General features: G+C 55.8%; 12 protein-coding genes. 3 read left to right on the top strand and 9 right to left on the bottom strand.

Annotation, left to right across the window (positions count from 1 at the left end; genetic code table 11):
• Nucleotides 1–5: 5 nt before the first annotated feature.
• The 3 genes from BK659_RS11320 to BK659_RS11310 are packed head-to-tail and all read right to left on the bottom strand — an operon-like array spanning nt 6 to nt 3,071.
• On the bottom strand, nt 6–1,511 hold the full coding sequence (locus BK659_RS11320) for a glucosyltransferase domain-containing protein (protein WP_123425143.1): 1,506 nt from the start codon (nt 1,509–1,511) through the stop codon (nt 6–8).
• Between the two features lie 40 nt (nt 1,512–1,551).
• Entirely contained in the window at nt 1,552–2,493 is a 942-nt protein-coding gene (locus BK659_RS11315) for a glycosyltransferase family 2 protein (protein ID WP_123425142.1), read from the bottom strand.
• Nucleotides 2,490–3,071, bottom strand: coding sequence for a GtrA family protein (locus BK659_RS11310; protein WP_404942526.1), 582 nt, complete (start codon nt 3,069–3,071; stop codon nt 2,490–2,492). The genes BK659_RS11315 and BK659_RS11310 overlap by 4 nt, the downstream gene beginning before the upstream one ends.
• A gap of 92 nt (nt 3,072–3,163) precedes the next feature.
• Between BK659_RS11310 and BK659_RS11305 the strand changes: the two genes are divergently transcribed.
• The gene (locus BK659_RS11305; RefSeq protein WP_123425141.1) at nt 3,164–4,288 is read left to right on the top strand and encodes an OpgC domain-containing protein; all 1,125 of its coding nucleotides are present in this window, start codon (nt 3,164–3,166) and stop codon (nt 4,286–4,288) included.
• A gap of 102 nt (nt 4,289–4,390) precedes the next feature.
• Here BK659_RS11305 and BK659_RS11300 read toward each other — a convergent pair whose 3' ends face one another.
• Nucleotides 4,391–5,806 (bottom strand): amino acid permease, encoded by a 1,416-nt coding sequence (locus tag BK659_RS11300; protein WP_123425140.1) that lies wholly within the window; start codon nt 5,804–5,806, stop codon nt 4,391–4,393.
• Between the two features lie 720 nt (nt 5,807–6,526).
• Here BK659_RS11300 and BK659_RS11290 point away from each other — a divergent pair.
• Together BK659_RS11290 and BK659_RS11285 are read left to right on the top strand one after the other, a co-directional pair.
• Entirely contained in the window at nt 6,527–9,670 is a 3,144-nt protein-coding gene (locus BK659_RS11290) for a transglycosylase domain-containing protein (protein ID WP_123425138.1), read from the top strand.
• Nucleotides 9,671–9,751: 81 nt separating this feature from the next.
• On the top strand, nt 9,752–14,899 hold the full coding sequence (locus BK659_RS11285; protein WP_123425137.1) for an NEL-type E3 ubiquitin ligase domain-containing protein: 5,148 nt from the start codon (nt 9,752–9,754) through the stop codon (nt 14,897–14,899).
• Nucleotides 14,900–14,982: 83 nt separating this feature from the next.
• On the opposite strand, the gene BK659_RS11280 is transcribed toward BK659_RS11285, so the two are convergent.
• From BK659_RS11280 to BK659_RS11260, 5 genes are all read right to left on the bottom strand, one after another.
• Nucleotides 14,983–16,215, bottom strand: coding sequence for a hypothetical protein (locus tag BK659_RS11280; protein ID WP_475847593.1), 1,233 nt, complete (start codon nt 16,213–16,215; stop codon nt 14,983–14,985).
• Between the two features lie 144 nt (nt 16,216–16,359).
• A complete protein-coding gene (locus BK659_RS11275; protein WP_404942528.1) occupies nt 16,360–17,535 on the bottom strand; it encodes a hypothetical protein in 1,176 nt (391 codons plus the stop codon).
• A 272-nt stretch (nt 17,536–17,807) separates the two neighbouring features.
• Nucleotides 17,808–19,082 carry a hypothetical protein gene (locus tag BK659_RS11270; RefSeq protein ID WP_259740245.1) on the bottom strand — a complete coding sequence of 425 codons (1,275 nt, stop codon included), beginning with the start codon at nt 19,080–19,082 and terminating at the stop codon, nt 17,808–17,810.
• 94 nt (nt 19,083–19,176) lie between these two features.
• Nucleotides 19,177–19,635 carry a fimbrial protein gene (locus tag BK659_RS11265; RefSeq protein ID WP_259740244.1) on the bottom strand — a complete coding sequence of 153 codons (459 nt, stop codon included), beginning with the start codon at nt 19,633–19,635 and terminating at the stop codon, nt 19,177–19,179.
• Nucleotides 19,636–19,713: 78 nt separating this feature from the next.
• The gene (locus BK659_RS11260; protein WP_123425134.1) at nt 19,714–20,454 is read right to left on the bottom strand and encodes a molecular chaperone; all 741 of its coding nucleotides are present in this window, start codon (nt 20,452–20,454) and stop codon (nt 19,714–19,716) included.
• Between the last annotated feature and the right edge of the window lie 37 nt (nt 20,455–20,491).

Genomic DNA, 20,491 nt, shown 5'->3' with positions numbered 1-20,491 from the left:
TCCTCTTACCACTTATCCTCTCCGGAAGAGAGCACTTCCTTCATGACGATAAAGCCATAATCGCCAATCAGATACATGGAGTAAAACTTGCTGTCCACCAGAGGCGTGTACTTTCGATAACCCACCAGCGTCGCATTCCGCCGCTCCTTTTCCGGAGCGACATTAGTAATGCCTGCCCTGAGAAAACTCTCAGGCAGCATATAAAAATCAATATTGAGTATGTATTTCAGCACCGGAATCCGCTCAAAGCTTCCCCTGGCGCTTAGCAACCAACTATTTGAATAGTTGATTGCCATGTATATCCGCTTCGCTTCGCGCAAGCGCTGATGCGAAGCAATGTCATAGGCCATATTGAATTCAGCATTCAGTCCAAACTCTTTCTGCAGATTCAATACCCGCCCATACGCATAGGAAATCGAAAGCATGCTGAGCAACGGCACAACCAATAAAACACCGAGCCTGGCGTTAACCGTCACTAACAGCTGATGAGCCAGATAAAACAAAAACACCAGAAGCACACCAAAACCCAATAACGTTCTGGCGCCCTCGTTGAAAAACCTGAATAACAGGGCCGAACCTGACACCAGAAAAACCAGAAAAAATATTAGAAATAAATATAAAACAACCCGAAGCATCTTTTTTAATAACGACTCTTTTCCTTGAGTGATTTTTCGCCCAACCCACCCGCCTCCAACGACAGCAAACAACAACACCGCCCACGACAACCAACGATTTCCACTCTCAAAAAGCAAGCCGATTTTTTCGACTAATACGCCTGCATTACTCAGGACCAGCCACAGCCCGCTCACATTAAACGGAATCATCTCCACGCGCTCAGAGGTCATGAACGGATAGGCCAGCAAAAAATAAATGATCAACCCTGCTACCAACTGCGACGCTTTCAATCCTGCCATTGCCGCTAGACAAGCAAGGGACTCCTTATTATTAAGACCTCTAACTAACTCAATGCAGCACAGCCCCAAAAACACATTGATACTCAGTTGATACAAACCGAGCCCAACGGCAATAAATGCGCCGGACACCCCTACCTGAACGGCAGTAGTTTTGCTTTGAAATACAATTGCATAAATAACCGCCACCAGGCTCAACGCCGTTGCCGGCCCATCATATTGATAAGATAAATTCTGCAGAAAAAACGGGTTGTACCACAGTGGCAGGAGTACCAGACAGCATGAGAGATCGGGTATTTTGAAGTAATGCATCGTCAGTTTCGTCAAGGCAAAGGCCATGGCCAGCGTGGCGATCAACAGGGGTAACGGGAAAATATTGGGCGCGCCCGAAGTGAAGGTCAGGGCGTTGTAAAACAACTCGGTAAATAAACGCCCCTGCTCCGCCCAGGCAGTACCGGCAGCCAAGGAGCGCCAGCTATCGTCTATATAGTAATAATCAACCAGTATCAGCGGAAATACGTAAACAAACGTGGCCAGTAAAAAAAACACGAACACTTCACGATCAAGCAATTCCTTAGTCAAAAAATTCGCCACCTTCATTTCGGCGCTCCTTTCCCAGCCCGGACTTCACTGACATCGCTTACCGTTCGTGCTTTCCTTTGCCGACAATAATATCTTTCACCACATACCTCGGCCGATGTTTCGATTCAATATAAATTCGACCGACATACTCACCCAATATGCCAATGCCGATCAGTTGCACACCACCGAGAAATAGAATAGCGGTCATCAACGAAGGATATCCCGGCACGTTATTACCGAAGAAAATCTTGTCCAGCACCATATAAATCGCATAAAAAATTGCAAACAGGGAAATCGCACTACCGACATACGTCCACAACTGCAAGGGCACCGTACTAAACGACGTAATCCCTTCCAGCGCCAGGTTCCAGAGTTTCCAGATGTTGAACTTGGACGTGCCCGCCACGCGTTGGGCCCGTTCATATTCGACGACCACCGTATTGAAACCCGCCCACGACAGGATGCCCTTCATGAATAACCGGTGTTCCGGGAGCGTGCGGATCACGTTCACCACCTTGCGGTCCATCAACCGAAAATCACCGACGTTCTCTTCTATCCGGGTATAAGCGATCCGGTTCAACAGGTGATAGAACAGTGCCGCGCTCTGCCGTTTCATATAACCGTCGGCAGTGCGGTCGTGGCGCTTGGCAAGTACCACATCAGCCCCGTTCTGCCATTTCTGGATCAGTAGCGGGATCACGCTGATCGGGTCCTGCAAGTCGACATCCATCGGTATCACCGCATCGCCACTGGCGTACTCCAACCCGGCAAATAACGCGGGCTCCTTGCCGAAGTTGCGCGAGAAGTTGATGACCAGCACATGCTCGTCCGCCAACGCGAGGGCCTTGGCCTGCTCCGCAGTCTGGTCGGAACTGCCGTCATTGATGAACACGATCTCGACGTCACAATCAGCGATCGACAGCTCCTGACGAACAGCCTGATAAAACAGGTTAATCGCCTGCTCTTCATTGAACACCGGGACAATCAGCGAGATTTTCACTGCTCGCGCCCCCGAAAGATTAAATATTTCGAGTAAAAAAAACCGCAGACCAGACTGATACCGGAAAAGACCACCAACGTCATCAACCCCGGCAGCAGCAACTGATCCGCCACATACCCCACGCCATAACTCAACACGCCCATGAACCCGACAAACAGCAGATACCGTCGAACGCTGGTTTTTTGTTTGAAGGTGTATCGCGCATTGGCATAAAAGGAAAAAGAGACCGCCAAGCAAAAACCAACCAAGTTACTGGGTGCCTGACGAAAACTCATGACTGTGTGCAAAACAAAAAACGTTGACCAGTGGATCAACGTATTAAGCAGGCCAACCGACACGAATCTGGGGAAACCGTGAAATGCGGCTCTCATGTCCATTGCGTTTGTTTCCAATCTGAACGCGTGCCCCAGAGAAAGCTTGGCACCCCTACCCCACTTGTCTACTTTCCGGTCAACGATTAGACCAATGGCCAGAAATGCCGCTCTACCGACTCGCCTCAACTTCCAGTTATATGCCCAGCCCTGCCCGTCCTGCCGCTGATACATCCGGTAATAGCCGACCTTTGCAATTACCTCCAAATCACGCCACCCTGCGCGCCGCCGATGTGCGGCGCGCAACCTTTTACGCCGCTGACCACTCTTTACTCACCCCTGCTCAAGAGCCCGTTGTCATGACCCAAGGACGCGACCTTCGTATCGATTTCTTTCGCGGACTGGCGCTGATCTTCATTTTCTGGGATCACGTGCCACACAATCCCCTCGCCCATATCACGGTGCGCAATTTCGGTTTCAGTGATGCGGCGGAAATCTTCGTGTTTCTGGCGGGCTACGCGGCGGTGCTGGCCTACGGCAAGATTGCCCGGCGCGATGGTTTTTTGATCGCCACTGTGAAAATCCTGCGCCGCGCCTGGGTGCTGTACGTGGTGCATATCTTTCTGCTGGCGGTGCTGATGGGCATCGTGTTCTTTGCCAACAGTCACGTGGAAACCCGTGACCTGGTGCAGGAAATGGGCCTGCAATACTTCCTCAGCAACCCGCAACAAGCCTTGGTCGATGAGCTGCTGCTGCGCTTCAAGCCCAACCTGATGGACCCGTTGCCGCTGTACATTCTGTTGTTGCTTGGGTTGCCGCTGGTGTTGCCGATGTTGCTGCGCAAGGCCGAGTACGTGGTGGGGTTGTCGGTAGTGCTGTACATGCTGGCGCCGTGGTTTCAATGGAACCTGGCGGCAACCGACGGCGGTGTATGGTTCTTCAACCCGATGGCCTGGCAGTTGCTGTTTATCCTCGGTGGCGCTGCGGCGATTCACGGTCAGCGGCCCTCTATACCGGACACCCGCCCCTTGCCGCGTCAGCCGCTGTTTGTCGCGGCAGCGCTCTATCTGTTGATCGCCGGGTTGATCGCGCTGTCGTGGAAATGGCCGGCAATGCATGACGCGCTCATGCCCCGAATGCTTGGCGAATGGCTGTACCCGATCAGCAAGACCAATCTGTCACCGGCGCGACTGCTGCACTTTTTGGCGCTGGCCTACGTCATTGCCAAACTCTTGCCCAACAGTGGCTGGACGCAAAACTGGCTGGCGCGACAAAGCTGCCGTATGGGTCGTTACTCGCTGGAAGTGTTTTGTTTGGGTGTGCTGCTGGCACCTTTGGCGGACATGCTCAACTCGCTGGCAGAAGATGCGTTGGCGATACAGGTTTTCAGTGCCTTGCTGGGGGCGGGATTGATGGCGGTACTGGCCGCGTGGCTGGATTGGAACAAACGGCTGAATCGACCGATGCAAGCGGCAGCCGCTTAAGATCAAAAGATCGCAGCCTGCGGCAGCTCCTACAGGAAACACGATCAGCGTAGGAGCTGCCGCAGGCTGCGATCTTTTTACGTTTACAGCATCAGAAGGCTACTAAACCGAGCGCACCGCACCTTGCGAGACGTTGGTCGGTTGCAGCTTGAACACGTAAAACAGCACCGTCAGCAGCGCCAGAAACGCAGGCCCCACATAGAGCGCGACGCGGGTGTCCGGGAAGTAGGCCATCAGGCCAACCACCAACACCAGGAACGCCAGCGCCAGGTACGAGCTCACCGGGTACAGCCACATGCGGTACTTGAGGCCGGCACGTTCAGCCGGGGTCAGGCCTTTGCGGAACTTGAGCTGCGCCAGCAGAATCATCACCCAGGTCCAGATCGCACCGAAGGTCGCGATGGCGGTGACCCAGACGAAGACTTTTTCCGGCACCAGGTAGTTGAGCAACACGCCCAGCAACAGCGCGCCAATCGACAGCAACAAGGCGCGACGCGGCACACCGTTCGAGGTTTTGGCGAAACCGGCCGGAGCCTGACCGTTCTGCGCCAGGCTGTAGAGCATGCGTCCGGTACTGAAGATGCCGCCGTTGCAGGACGACAGCGCGGCGGTGATCACCACGAAGTTGATGATGCCGGCAGCGGTCTTGATACCCAGACGCTCGAAGGTCATCACAAACGGACTGCCCTGAGTGCCGATTTCATTCCACGGATAGATCGACAGAATCACGAACAGTGCGCCGACGTAGAACAGCAGAATGCGCCAGAACACCGAGCCGATCGCATTCGGAATAGTCTTCTGCGGGTTCTTCGCTTCACCGGCGGTCAGGCCGATCATCTCGACACCGAGGTAGGCGAACATCACCATTTGCAGGGACATCAACACGCCCTGCACGCCATTAGGCATGAAGCCGCCATGGCTCCACAGGTTGGAAATCCCCAACGCAACGCCGTCGTTGCCGAAGCCGAATGCGATCACGCCGATACCGCCTATCACCATCGCGATGATGGTGACGATCTTGATCAGGGCGAACCAGAATTCGAATTCACCGAAGGCCTTGACCGCGATCAGGTTGATCGAGCCCATGCTCACCAATGCCGCCAGCGCCCAGATCCAGCGCGGCACATCGGGGAACCAGATGCCCATGTACACCGCCACCGCGGTAATTTCCGCGACACAGGTCACCAACCACAGGAACCAGTAGTTCCAGCCAGTGAGGAAGCCCGCCAACGGACCGAGATAATCTTGTGCGTAGCGGCTGAAGGAGCCGGCGACCGGGTTGTGCACGGCCATTTCACCGAGGGCGCGCATGATCACCAGAATCGCCAGACCGCCGATGATGTAAGACAGCATGATTGCCGGTCCGGCCATTTCGATGGCCTTGGCCGAACCCAGGAACAGGCCGACACCGATACAGGCACCGAGCGCCATCAGGCGAATATGCCGTTCGCCGAGTTCGCGTTTGAGCGGGCCGCCCTGAGCAGTCTCGCCGTGAGGCAGGTGATTGCCGACTGGCATAGGGGTACAACCTCCATATTGTTATTGGATATGACCACCGAGTGTCGAAGCGCAGACCGATAAGCCTGGACTTCCTGATACCGGATCCACTTTGTGGGTCGATCCGTCTTGTAGGACAAAACCTGCAAGATCAGCGGGGCGTGCAGTATAAAAAGCTCACGGCAGGGCTTTTCACTCTATAAACGACAAGATTCAGCGAAAACTCTCGGCAAAACCCGCATTTGCGGAGGTGCATTACCTGGGATTCGGGCCTCAACTCGCCAGCGAAGCGGCGCCGAGTATTGCACAGCAATGGTGCAGCGTCATGCCCCTACCTAGGCAGTATTTACCTGTTCGATGGCTCTAGCCCAGCCATTTCAGACTACACCCGACCTCTCGTTATGCAGAACGACACCCGTAGCAGCTGCCGAGCCCGCGAGGCTGCGTTCGAGGACGAAGTCCTCGCAAAACCTGTGTACACGGTTTGCCTGAAGGAACGCGTTGTCTTATTCAGCGACCGCTTTGCGGCCGAACGCAGCCTCGCGGGCTCGGCAGCTGCTACGGGAACCGTCCTGCATGGCATTTCAATGTTGTGATGCCCAACGGGGGCAAGCCCCCTCGACACAGGATCACGATCAGACGATCGTTAGAAATTCTGCATTCACAAATTTTTCACCAGTTCCAACCAGCGTCTAAGCTTCAGACAAGTCCGATAAATCTGCGTGAATGGATCAATCGACTATGGGCGCTTTATGGCAATCCGATTCGAGTAAAACTGTGGAACCAACTGATCGCGTGGAAGAAGCGCCTTTACCGAAAAAACCTCGCCGTCCCCGTTATGCCTGGCGGATGTTCTGGTTGTTGCTGGTGATCATTCTGGTCGCGCTCGGGTTTGCCGCCTCCAAGGAAATGCGTACCTCGAAACTGCAGGCACGCGAATTCAGCCAATTTGCCGCATCGCTGAAGTATTCAATGCAACCTGGCCCCAGCGATTCGATTTTCTATCCGGGAGACGGGCCTTTCGACAAGCGCCTGGGCTACAGTTCTCTGGGTGAATTTTTGCCGCGCTTGCTCAAGCGTGACTACATGATCACCGCGCAAACCCGCTTCTCGTCGAAACTGTTCGACTACAGCGAAAAGGGCTTCTTCGTGCCCTACACAGAAAAGATCCAGGCCGGTTTGTCCATCACCGATTGCCGCGCAGCACCGTTGTATCAGTACAACTATCCGCAGCAACTGTATTCGAGCTTTGCTGCGATCCCGCCGCTGGTGGTGCACAGCCTGCTGTTTATCGAGAACCGCGACCTGCTCGATCCCCAACAACCCTTTGCCAACCCCGCCGTGGACTGGCCACGTTTTGGCAAGGCCGCCTGGTCGCAAGTCGCCAAACTGGTGCACCTACCGGGTCAAACGGCCGGTGGCAGCACCCTCGCCACTCAGCTGGAAAAATACCGCCACTCACCCGATGGCCTCACGGTATCGGGCAGCGAGAAAATCCGTCAGATGGTTTCCGCCAGCGTACGCGCCTATCAGGATGGCCCGCAGACCCTGACAGCCCGGAAAAACATCGTCCGTGACTACCTCAACAGCGTGCCGCTGTCGGCGGTGCCCGGCCACGGCGAAGTGCATGGCATGGCCGAAGGTCTGCGTGTCTGGTATGGCGCCGACTTCGCTCAGGTCAACGAAACCCTGACCAGCGTTGCCAGTGATCCGCTGAGCCTGTCCAAACGCGGCCTGGCCCTGCGTCAGGTGCTGTCACTGATGATCGCCCAGCGCCGGCCTTCCCACTATTTGGCCAAGGGCCGTGACGAACTCGCAGACCTCACCGACAGCCACATCCGCCTGCTCGCCCAGAACTCGGTGATTGACGCGCCTCTGGCCGCCGCCGCACTGGCCAGCAAAGTGACCTACCGCGACTGGCAGCAACAACCGACTATCCAGCCGATCGAATCCAACAAAGGCATCAGCGTCGCTCGCAGTCGCTTGGGCGCCCTGCTCAATCGCCCTTTGTATGACCTCGATCGCCTCGACCTGTCAGCCACCAGCACCTTGCAGTACGACCTGCAAACCAAGGCCACCGAGTACCTCAAGCATCTGGCCGACCCGACCTACGCGGCGCAACTGGGTCTGCTTGGCGAACACTTGCTGACGCCTACCAGCACGACGCAGGTGCGCTACAGCTTCACCCTGTTCGAGCGCACGCCTGATGGCTCGCGCGTGCGCGTGCAAACCGACAGCACCGATCAGCCCTTTGACATCAACGAGGGCAGCAAGCTGGAACTGGGCTCTACTGCCAAACTGCGGGTGCTCACCACTTACCTGCAAATCATCTCCGAACTGCACGACCGTTATGGCGCCAAGACACCGGCCGAGTTGAAGAAAACCGACGTCCCCGAACAGGACCGGATATCCCGCTGGGCCGTCGATTACCTGATCCAGAACAGCGACCGCAGCCTGCCAAAAATGCTCGATGCGGCCCTCAACCGTACCTACTCGGCCAACCCCGGCGAATCGTTCTTCACGGGTGGCGGCCTGCACACCTTTCACAACTTCCGCAAAGAAGACAACGGCCGCAGCCCGACCCTGCGCGATGCCCTGCGTGAATCGATCAACCTGCCGTTCATTCGCTTGATGCGCGACCTGGTGCGCTACACCACCTACTCGGAGCCCAACAGCAGCGGCCAATTGCTCAATGATGATGACAACCCACGGCGCCAGGAGTATCTGGCGCAATTTGCCGACCACGAGGGCACCGCGTTTTTACTGCGCTTCTGGAAGAAGTACCAGAAGAAGGACACCCAGGCTCGCCTCGAGACTTTCCTCGACGGCATGCACCCGACGGCGATTCGTCTCGCTGCGGTGCACCGCTACCTGCTGCCCGAGGCCAGCCAGGAAAGCTTCAACAGCTTTGTGCGTGCGCATTTGAAAACGGCCAAGAAAACCGATAAAAATATTGAAAAATTCACCGGAAAACCCAACGAAAAACTCACTGACGAGCGCCTGGAAAAACTCTATAAAACCTACGGGCCGGGTGCCTTTGACCTGCCCGACCAGGGCTTTATCGCCAAGGTCCACCCACTGGACCTGTGGCTCATGGGTTACCTGCTGAACAACCCCGACGCCAAGTTCAGCCAGATCGTCAAAGCCAGTGAATTCGAGCGTCAGGAAGTCTACAGCTGGCTGTTCAAGAGCCGTCACCGGAGCGCCCGCGACAGTCGTATCCGGACCATGCTGGAGATCGAAGCCTTCCTCGATATTCACCAGCGCTGGCAGAAAGTCGGCTACCCGTTCGATCACCTGGTGCCGTCACTGGCCACGGCCATCGGCAGTTCCGGAGATCGGCCAGCGGCGCTGGCAGAGCTGATCGGCACCATCCTCAATGATGGCGTGCGGATGCCGACCCTGCGCATCGACAGCCTGCACTTCGCCGCCGGCACGCCTTATGAAACAACGCTGATCAACGACCCGAGCAAAGGCAAACGCGTGATGCCTTCCGAAGTGGCGACGGCGATGCGTGAAGCGTTGTCGCAAGTGGTGGATGCCGGGACCGCCAAACGGGTCGCCGGTACGTTCAAACTGCCGGACGGCACTCCCCTGGCCATGGGCGGCAAGACCGGCACGGGTGATAACCGCATCGAAGCCTTCGGCTCCGGCGGGCGGGTTCTGAGTTCGAAATCGATCAACCGTACCGCGACCTTCGTGTTCTATATCGGTAACAACCACTTTGGCACCCTGACCGCGTTCGTCCCCGGTGCCTCGGCGCAAGCCTACAAATTCACCTCGGCGTTGCCGGTGCAAGTACTCAAGGGCATGGCGCCGATTCTCACGCCGTACCTGCAACCCGGCACCCACACTCTGTGCCAGGCAACCATGGCCGATCGCTGACCATCACGATAACTATGTAACTCATTCACGCTGCTCGTCTGGGTAGGCTGGGTTTTCCCACCTGACTCAAGGAGACGAGCAGTGTTTGAATTTCCAGGAAACCCTCGCGAGTTGTCCGCTCTCAAAGAACCGGGCGCACATTTTCACATCATCAAAAATGCCATTTCGCAGCAGCATTTCCAGGCGGCTGCCGATCGACGCGCGGCACTCAAGCAGACCCGGCCGATCACCCCGCCGTGGTACGACAACGCGTCACAAGCACAGAAGAGCCAGCTTAAAATCTTCAACGATGCACTCTTGAAATCCCAGAACGAGCAAGACCGGATTTTCAAGAAAAACCTGAAAAACATTCATGACTTCGCCAGGGAGCTGCTGCTGCCGGAACTGAAAAAGCTGGACGCCAATCTCGACCCCGACACGACCTGGCTGAGGCTCTACGCCCCCAAAAGCCTGGGTATATTCGGCATCAAGAGCGGTGGCTTTGCCGTCAAGACGTTTTCATTGCTACAGGCGGCGTTGCACAACTTCGAAGCAGACGAAGTTCAGCCCGGATTCTTTGACAGCAGTTCTGGCTTCATCAGCCAACCCGATAAACGAGGACACTTTGATCGCGTCCGGACGTCGCTTGGCATCGAGACGTTCACGCGTTTCTGTCGATCCCTGGACATTGGCGGAAAGTACCAGGCTTACCTCAAGGATTTTCTGCGCCCTGAAGATCCGTTCGCCAAATCGCTTCTGCAGAACAAGGTCACAACCCATCAGAAGAACGCCCTGAAAGCAGCGGCGTACATGGCACTGGTCAAAAAAGACATTGAACAACGCGATTACGACCTGCTGCTGAAGGTGGTCGCCGGCCAACAAAAAATCATCGAGGGCGACAAACAGGTTTTCTTCATGAGTTTGAGTGTCATGGGTCTGAGGCTGTCCGACTGCATGGTCTTCATGCCCACCGTTCCACATCGCTATCACCACGGCTACGTGCTTGCCTACATTCCCGATGACCCTGAACATCCGGTCAAGCGCTATGCCTCGTTTTCCGGGTTCGAGCAGGAGTTGACCCGACAATTCATGGCCCGCCCGCAAGGGAGTTCCAGTGGGCAAACGGCTCTGGAGCCAACCGACTACCAGGTTTTTTTCAGCCGATTCGTGGCAGAGCGAGACAAATCCTATTACTTCAGTCGCTTTACCGAGAAAGCCAGCGACGGACCGCCGGAGTCATTCGCCATCACCTGGCGGCGTCATGAACTGGTACGAATAACCGAACAAGCGCTGCTCCACACCGCGCTTCCCGGACCGGGGGATCGGAGCACGCGCCGCGACCCGATAGAGAACCCCTACTTTTATGTCCGGGGCGTCACCATGAGAGGCAAAGGCTTGTGGGAATCTTTCGACCCCTGGTCATTGCTTCACGACATCAAGCTGGATCGCTTGTTTGAGGATGCCCGAATCATGGCGATCCCCACCGAGGATCAAGATGCCAAGGCTCGATCAGCGCGCTGGGCCAACTACCTGAACATCGGCTTCACCGCTGTCGGCGTATTTGCGATGTTCGTACCCGGTCTCGGCGAGGCCATGCTGGTGGTCATGGCTGGCCAGTTGCTTTCAGAAGTCCTCGAAGGTGCTATAGAACTCAGCGAAGGCGACCGCGAGGCCGGTTGGGCGCACATCACCGACGTCATCGAAAACGTCGCCACCGCTATTGTCCTCGCACCCGTGTTCCACTACACGGTTTCACCTTTTATCGAAAGCTTGAAGCCGATCAAATTGCCCGATGGCAACACCCGCCTGTGGAAACCCGACCTTGAACCTTACCGCTTCAAGGGCCAACTGCCGGAAAATCTCACCCCGATTGAACCGGGCGTGTACCGACATGCCGGTAAAACCTTCGTGCAACTCGATACACACTTTTATGAGGTCAAGGACAACTCCCGAACCGGCCTGCAACGCCTCCAGCACCCCGCGCGCATCGACGCCTACCAACCGGCACTCAGCCATAACGGCGCCGGCGCTTACGTGCTCGACTTCGAGCAACCACGGGCATGGGACACCTCGACACTGCTACGCCGGATGGGGCGTTCGGTGAACGACCTGAGCGAAGCCCAACGTGAAGAGGCCCTGCGGGCCAGCGGCACACAGCCCGACGAACTGCGCCGGATGTATGCCGAGAACACCACGCCCCCACTGTTGTTCGACGACACCCTCAGCCGGTTGACCATCGACAACGACGTGCAAACCTTCATCGATCAAATGAACAGCGACAACCCCGCGATCTACGCCCAGGCCAGCCCAATCACTCAATTGCACCTCATGACACGCTACGGCCTCTGGCCCGACGGTGTCTCGATGCAAATCATCGACAACCAGTTCAGTACCGTCTGGGAGTACACCCGTTCAAACGCTGCGCATGGCCGCAAACTGGTCGTGCAACTGACTGAACGAGAGTTGCTCAAAGGCAAACTACTGGACAACGTGATGGAAACACTCGATGCCAATGCGACGCCGGTCATGCTCGATCAGCCGCTGGATACCCCACGCGCCTCACTCAAGGTTCGCACCCGACAGCTACGCCAGAAACTGGCAGCACTGGCGCAGCAAAACCGGGCAGCGCTGTTCAATGATGACTACACCAACCGCGGGCAGACCGGCGACAAGCCTGCCGAGGTGATCAAACGCCAGTTCCCTGAACTTCCCATCACGCTGATCGAACGCCTGTTGACCAACGCCAATCCGCTGGAAGGCGCCGCCATCAACGACGAAGAGCGCATTCCCCTGCGCTTGAAAAACATCGCCCGGGAGCTGCAATCCGAGGTACAGGCCACCCGGGCCAGTGAAGGCTTGATTCGCGACTCGCTGTTTACCGAGAACACCGAACGGCTGGTACTCGGGGCCCTGCGCCAGAACACCGATACATTCGGTGACCTGCGAATCGAGGTCCGCGTGGGCAGTGTCGACGGCCCACTGAGTAGCAACGCAGGCGCAGCGGACGCCTCGACCGTCAGGTTGCTGATCAACAAGGAGCCGCAGCGGTACGAGGTCCGTGATGCAGAACACAATCTGCTGCACGAGGCCGATGACTTCTACGAATCACTCCTCCATGCGCTGCCCGCTAAACAACGCAGCGCCCTGGGTTACCGCGTTGGCCAGGGCGAGTTCTTCAAACAATGGGTCATGGCCAAAACCGAACCGCCAAATGTGCGTCGCACACTGTTGGCCGAGCCGCCAGTGCGGGGGGCTCCACGTCGCGAAACACTGCTGTTGCTTCGTGGTGGTGCCCAGAGCAGAGAGGGCACCACCCTGACCGAAAGAGTCCAGGACCTCTACCCGAACATGAGTTCCCGTGATGTGGCCTCGTTCGTTGAATCCTTGAACCGTCACCCCGAGCCACTCGCAGCCGTTACGCAGCTTGAGCAAGAGCTCGACGAACTGCGCGTCATCCTGAATCAATGGCGCTATCAACAGCCCGATATCTGGGAGCCCGTTGGCCTGAATTTTGTCGACGACGGAGGACGACACATTGCCAGGCAACTGATCAAGTGCTTCGAAAGACAAACCAGAGCAGTCGATGCGCCGGGGCCGCAGCTGGACAGCGGTTACACCCTGGATCTGTCGAGCGCTTTTCAGCAAGACATTAATCTGGAGTACTGGTGGAAAATGCTGCCAGATCTGGGCAAGTATCTGGATAAAGTCACGACGTTAAACCTGGACAGCACCCCGTTTTCAATGCAAGCCAACGGCCTGCTGAAAGACTTTCGACACCTGCGCAATTTGTCGGCGCGTCGATGCCGATTGACTGCGTTGCCTGAACACATCGGCCAGATGCACTTTCTCAAGACGCTGCGGCTGAGCGACAACTTCATTCCGTTGACGGCCGAGAATGTTCAGCAACTCAAAGACCTGACCCGCCTGGAAGTCCTGCGGCTCGATAACAATCCGTTGGGGCGTCTTCCCGACGTCGGACGCATGCCGGCGCTGCGCGAATTGACGCTGTTCAACACCAACATCAACACCTGGCCAGAAGGGCTCTGGGCCAAACGCCGACCCCGTGGTTTTTTCCTCGACATGAGGTTTAACCCCATTGCAACGATCCCCGAGGTCGTTCCGGGCTCCGACGATGCCTTCATCGTGGCGCGCACGATGCTCAACGCAAAGGACCTGTCGGAGCCAAACCGACTGCGCTATGAAGACTATCGAACCTCGGTGGGAATACCTCGCCGTCACACCTACAACGCACTCGCCGAAAAGGCCAAGGAAAAATGGCCAAGACCCAACGACAGGGGCTGGTGGGGATTTCTCGATGGGCAAGGCGTTGCCAGGCCCGAAGCCTGGTCTGACCTGGGTGCTGAACCCGGCTCAACGGACTTCTTCACCGTCATCGATAGCCTGACGCAGTCCGCGGACTACCGCACCGGCCGCGACGCACGCCAGCAATTATCTGCACGGGTGTGGCGAACCATCGATGCCATGGACCTGAACCCCCGATTGCGCGAAAAACTCTTCGCCATGGCGTCCACCCCCGCCACCTGCGCCGACGCGGGCGCTCAACTCTTCAACAACATGGGCGTGCAAGTGCTGGCCGCCGAGGCGCACGCGTTTTCGACCTCGAATGCCGTGCTGCAAAACAAACTGGTGACCTTGGCCAGGGGAGCTGCGCGCCTGGAGCGGGTCAACGAGATTGCCCGTGCCGATATCCAGGCTCGAGGGGGCAACCCGGATGACGTCGAAGTCTATCTGGCCTACCAGACCTCCCTGGCCCAGCGCCTGGATCTGCCGTGGCAGTCGCAACGCATGCTCTTCCGGCGCGTTGCCGGTGTCAGCGACGCCAACATCGAGCAAGCCTTTGAAACGGTAACCGCACTCGAGGAAGGTGACGGCCTGGTGGACTCGATGAATGAGCGAGACTTCTGGATCAACTATCTGAATGACCGCTACCCAAGCGAATTCAGAGCAAATGAAGCGCTGTATCAGACAAGGTCGGGCCTGTTGACCGACCTGATTACGGCACAACGGGAGTGGGCGGCCGCCAAAGAGTTGTCCACCGAGCAACGCATCGGGTTGCAGGACCGTTTGAAAGTCCTGGCAGACAGACTATCGATGCCTCACGAGGAGGTCTTTACCGATCAGCCGATGTCCCTGCAAACAGAGGATCGCCTGAATAATGAAATGTACGATCAGGAAAAGAACCTGAGCAGACGCCTGACACACGAAGCACTGAAAAAAGCCGGCCTGTGACAGGCTGATCCCGCCCTCACAGCGATGTGCTCGACAGGTGAAAGTTCACTTTCATCTGTCGAGCCTCGACGCGTCAAACAGGATTAAACCTCTGAATCCCAGATCACCGTCACGCGTCCCGAGTACTGCCGTTGTTGTCCTGGGTGAATCATCTCCGGCACTTCGTCCGCCGGGATTTCGAAGTGCAACGTCCCGGGTTTTCGGTCTACGTAAAGATCAGGCTGAAACAGTTCGGTGCCGCTGCCGTCAAGCAGTAACTGTCGTCGACTGACCGGCTGCCCACTCGCATCGTTCAAACCCGGGGGAAGACTGACCCTGATAACGAGTGGCACGAAGTGACCAGAGGCAGGTTCGTGCAACGAGCAGGTATTCCTATCCTGGGTGTACTCACACTCCAGTCGCATTTTGAAACGCGAACTCGCTGAAATATTGAATGTTTGATCCCTGAATAATCGCGTCGGTTTGCGACCTTGTTGCAGCCAGCTTTGCCAGCCGCCGGCCGGCACCAACTGAATACGGTTGCCGCCCGGTGGAATATCGACTTTGAGGGTGTGTTGCACCTCCAGGTCGAAGTTGAAGGTCAACGTATCGTCATTGGGAATCATGATGTCGCCGAAGTCGAAATCCTTGTTCGGACCCACTGAGTAGGAAATCGACCCACTGTAGTGCCCCGTCGACATGCCCAAGGGACTGGGCGTTCTCAATTCGTAGCCGTATTCGAAGGTGGAGGCGTAATGAAGGGCGGGTATCTCATTCACGGCGTTCAGGGAGCAAGCACCCGCCCCCTCAGGCACAATCCAGAACCACAAACCGTAAGAACTGGTCGCCGTAAAAAAACCGGAGCTCACACAGGGGGCCGGCGCATACAGCCAGGTTCTGGGGCCCCACGAGCTAGTGGTTGCAGGCCTTGTGACATCAACGCGATTGCCAATTCCGGCAATCCGCATCTCAACCGTCTTTCGTTCGCCCCTGTCTGACACCACCTCGAAACTGCGCCACTCGGACGGCACCTTGAACATCACACCTTTGCGCTCATCCACGGGGCCAGGCCCGACATGATTGAGCAATATCGGGCCATTGGAGCTGAAGGTGATGTCGTAGCTGCGGATGCTGAAAATATTGAGGGCCTTGCATCGTGCGGGCATGTGCCAGGGGCAGACGCCGCTTTCCGGTGTCGTATTGGTGAATTTGTTAACCATCGGGTTTTGCGGATCAGGCCTGAAAACCGCCGTCACGTTTTGCGTTGCCGCACTGGCAGAAAACGCAACGCACCACAATAGAATCCCCTGGAGCAACATCGGTCGGGTCATTTTCATCATGGGTCAGCTCCCTGCTTCGGACATGAAAGTGGAGTCGGCCAAGGTGGCCGACGTACAGCGCAAATCCCTGCTTACGCGTCAATACCGGTCAATCGCTAATGATTGAACACAGCCCAATCGGGCCACTGTGAATCGGGGGGCTTAAACTTCCGAATCCCAGATCACCGTGACGTTGCCGGAGTATTTTTTTGCAACGCCCGTCAACATCTCTTCGACCTGATCCCTGGCAACCTCGAAGTGCAGGGTTCCCGGTTTGCGTTCGACATAAAAACCGGGCTGAAACAGTTCGGTACCACTGCCGTCGCGCAACAACTGACGCCGGTTGACCGGTTGACCGGTGGCGTCCGTCAGGCCATTGGGCAGGCTGACGCTGATGTTCAGCGGCACGAAGTGCCCGGAGAGCGGCTCATGCAACGAACAGGTATTGCCGTCCTGGCTGTACTGGCATTCGAGCCGCATCTTGAAACGTGACGAGGCCGAGATGTTGAAGGTCTGGTCACGGAACAGCCGCGCAGGTTTACGCCCCTGATTCAACCAGGCTTGCCAGCCGCCCTGGGGGACAAGTTCCACCCGGTTACCACCGGGGGGCACTTCAACTTTCAGTGCATGTTGCACATCCAGGGTGAAGTTCAGGGTCAGCGTGTTGTCACTGGGCAACATTATGTCGCCCATATCAAAGTCGCCAGCAGGTCCAATCGTGTAAGTCACACTCCCGGCATAAATCCCTTGGGACAGTTTTAGCGGCTCAGGCGTTTCAAGCTCGTAAGCAAAATCGAAAGCAATATAATCGACAGCAGGAATTGTATAGGCGGCTGTCTTGGAACAAACACCCTCAACCGGCGCCAGCCAGAACGACCTGAATTCTGTTGGAGTAAAGGTACTGGTACTAGTGCGTCTACACGGAGAAGAAGGTTCGGCCCAACTCTGCCCAGACCACAACAAACGATGATCACTGTCCGGACGTCCTACCAGATTCGATGCCGTATCACTGAGTCGATATCGAGTACCTATACCCGCAATACGCACTTTCATTTCCACAGTCTCACTCCCCCCTGAATGCTCACCTTCCATTTTGGTCACGGTGAGCGTTTTCCATTGGGCAGGAACCTTGAACATCGCCCCTTGTCGAGGGTCCGTGTGCCGACCAATAATCGGCCCCGTGGAGCTAAAAGTAACAGGGGTCTGGAGACTGAATATTTTCTCGAATCTACAGGCCTCCGGAAGCTGGGCGCAGTACCCCGTAGAAGGTGTCACATTGACAAACCTATTGACCATGGGGTTCGCGGAGTCCGGACTGAACTCAGCCCGGATATTCATAGTGGCGGCCTCGACTAACAATGGAGTTCCCCCCAGAGCCACGCCAAGCAAACAAGAACCTAGCAGTTTTTTCACGGAGTAAATGGTATTCACCTTAATAAATCCTGTTTCTTCGGCATGATCTAGACGGCCAATCAGCCAAAGGTCAAAGCCCTATATGTCGCATCTGCCAGGGTATCGGGCGTGCAGCACAAACCACCGATCATCAGCACATTAATTCCGATCACTCCACTCAGGGGGTGAGCGCTTCAAACATCATGTTTACATTGCCGTTAAACTTCCGAATCCCAGATCACCGTGACATCACCCGTGTATTTACGCCCATCAAACGCTAACATTTGTTCTACCGATTCCTTTCTGATTTCAAAGTGTAAGGTGCCAGGTTTACGATCGACATAAACATTGGGTTCAAATTTTTCCGTCCCAATACCATCGAGCTGTAACGGTCGTTTGTTAACTGGAGAGTGGGTTACGTCCGCCAGACCGTGAGGCAAACTGACGGCAACCTGTACGGGGACTTCTTTACCTTCTTCGTTACGCAGGCCGCAGGTATTGCCGATTTCAATGGCGCACTTCAATTGCATCTTGAAGGGCGTAGAGGTCCAGATATTGAAGGTTTGATCTCGAAATAATCGTGCCGGTTTTCGACCTTGCTGCAACCACGCCTGCCAGCCACCTTGCGGAATCAGTTCCACTTTATGACCACCCGGTGGTAGTTCGATATTGAATACATGGTCGACCGTCAGGGTGAAGGCGAGCTGAATAGTGCCGTCCGTGGGCTGCATGATATTCCCCATGTCGAAGTCCGCCCCCGGGCCGACGGTATAAAGTGTCGTTGCCGTATAGACGCCCGGAGCCATTTTCAGCGGGTTGGGGGTCTGCAGTTGGTACGCGAAGTCGACACTCTTATAGGAGAATCCCGGGATGTCATAGGCCGCCTGCATCGAGCACACGCCTTCAACCGGAGTGGTCCAGAAAAATTCAACAGTATAGTCTTCAGAGCGGGTCACTCCCCCCATGCCGCACGGGGGCGGGGGGTCCAGCCAACTTCCTTCCCTCCAAAGCAAACTGTGAGCATAAACAGGGTCGAGTTCTCTACCAATCAGCTGCTGAACCCTCTCACTCAACTGGTATTGCCCGCCAATGCCGGCGATTCGTACCTGCACCACGCCTGACGCCTTACCGTGCGTGTCAAAGATGGGAACATCTTTCCAACCGGCCGGTACATTAAACATCGCGCCCTGACGGGGATCGGTATGCCTGGCAGGAATTGCGCGATCAGCATGCAGTTCGATCAGGGTGCCGATGCTGAAGATCTGCCATCGCTTGCATTGGGCTTCATGCCTCGTGCAATGCCCACTATTCGGTGTCGTGTTCTTGAATTCATTAACATTAGGCCTTGACGGGTCCGGCTTGAACTCAGCAGTAATTTGCACAACTTCAGCGCCGACAGGGCGAATAAATAATCCCAACGCCAAACCTATCAACGCCGAGCGGATCAGCGCTCTTTTGAACATCCCGCACCTGCTCACTTTATAAATACTCAATTCGCCACCTCGGTCTTATAGGTTGCATCCGCCAAGGTATCCGGGATGCAACACACATCACCGATCATCAGCACATTAATGCCGGTCAAACCACTCAGGGGGCGATTGCTTCAAACATCATGTTTACATTGCCGTAGTACTCACCGGCCTTGTAACCGTCATCCGGTTTAACCGCCGCGATTTCCAGGCCCACGCGTTTACCGGTTTTGCCATCGGTTTCCGAAATCACTTCTTCAGCATTGACGGTGAGTCGTTGTTTGTTGAACGTGACGATCAATGGAATATTGTCGGTGTCCCTGCCGTTGCTCAGGTACGGCTCGGCATTCAGCCGGGCAGAGATCCCGCCGTTGGTGTTTTTGACGTCGAAGTTTTTACGCAAAGGGCTTAATTCAGAAGTGACCAGATTCCACACCAGACGTTGCTCCCGGTGAATCCAGTCCGATTCCGACGGCAAAACATAGAACTCCGCGGTGGGAATAGTCACCGACACTTCAAAGGTTTCGCTCTCTCGAATAGCCAACGCATAGGTACTGGCCAGCGTCAGGAGCGTCATTGAAGTTAATGTCGTTAATATTTTAAACATGCTGATCACCTGTTGCTTACGCTTCGATGCCGGTAAAAAGATAACAACTTACCCCTTTATCTCCAGTTTTTTGGTACTTGCACCTTCAATCATCGTGAACCGGTATTCACGACCGGCCTGCTTTTCGAACTGGAAGGTGCGCCCGGCCAGAATGTGATGTTTGGTCGTCGGTTGGCAGTCGCTCTCGCTCTTGATCGAGCAATCCTTGAACTCGTCGATCACCACCACGCTGTTGCCGTTATTGCGAACTTGGTACTTACCCGGGCCGTCATTGATCACGCTATCGAAGCGTGTCTCTTTGGGACGCACGAAAAACACCGTGCCATAACCGGCCAATACGTTAACCCCGGCCGACAAGCCTTTTTTATAGTCTTCTCGTTCTTCGGCAGACACCACGAATTCGTCCTCCTTTTCCGGGACCACCGGCACGAAACGAACCCGGAAGTAGCGCTCTTTTTCCCGCTCGCCCATGTACAGCAAGCGCGAACCCTGCATGCCGTTGGCCGGCACGATCAGCCGTGCCGGGCTGGCCATCAGACCGTCGCGGGACGCGCCATCGGTTTGGTTCTGCAACGGGATTTCGCGAGCAGTGCCGTCAGCGTCGTAGATGATCTCGAGGATGTTGATCTTGACGAAAGCGGTGCTGTCACCGCCATTGAACACGCGCTTCAAATAAGTACTTTTATCGCCGTCCAGATAATCGTATACAACACCGACATTTATTTGCGGCCCGGCAAGGACCGTGTGAGAAAACAGATAAAAACCAAAGAGTGCCAACAGGCGTTTCATAACATTTCACCTTAATGATTAAACACAGCCGAATCGG

The sequence above is a fragment of the Pseudomonas brassicacearum genome (assembly GCF_003732225.1).
Taxonomy (GTDB): domain Bacteria; phylum Pseudomonadota; class Gammaproteobacteria; order Pseudomonadales; family Pseudomonadaceae; genus Aquipseudomonas; species Aquipseudomonas brassicacearum_E.
The sequence above is the reverse complement of the archived record's forward strand: the minus strand, read 5'-3'. Positions and strand labels throughout refer to the sequence as shown.

Coding starts and splice junctions, on each gene's coding strand:
- BK659_RS11320 (WP_123425143.1), bottom strand. CDS start 1,511: ATGAAGGTGGCGAATTTTTTGACTAAGGAATTGCTTGATCGTGAAGTG.
- BK659_RS11305 (WP_123425141.1), top strand. CDS start 3,164: ATGACCCAAGGACGCGACCTTCGTATCGATTTCTTTCGCGGACTGGCG.
- BK659_RS11300 (WP_123425140.1), bottom strand. CDS start 5,806: ATGCCAGTCGGCAATCACCTGCCTCACGGCGAGACTGCTCAGGGCGGC.
- BK659_RS11290 (WP_123425138.1), top strand. CDS start 6,527: ATGGGCGCTTTATGGCAATCCGATTCGAGTAAAACTGTGGAACCAACT.
- BK659_RS11280 (WP_475847593.1), bottom strand. CDS start 16,215: ATGAAAATGACCCGACCGATGTTGCTCCAGGGGATTCTATTGTGGTGC.
- BK659_RS11275 (WP_404942528.1), bottom strand. CDS start 17,535: ATGAATATCCGGGCTGAGTTCAGTCCGGACTCCGCGAACCCCATGGTC.
- BK659_RS11265 (WP_259740244.1), bottom strand. CDS start 19,635: ATGACGCTCCTGACGCTGGCCAGTACCTATGCGTTGGCTATTCGAGAG.
- BK659_RS11260 (WP_123425134.1), bottom strand. CDS start 20,454: ATGAAACGCCTGTTGGCACTCTTTGGTTTTTATCTGTTTTCTCACACG.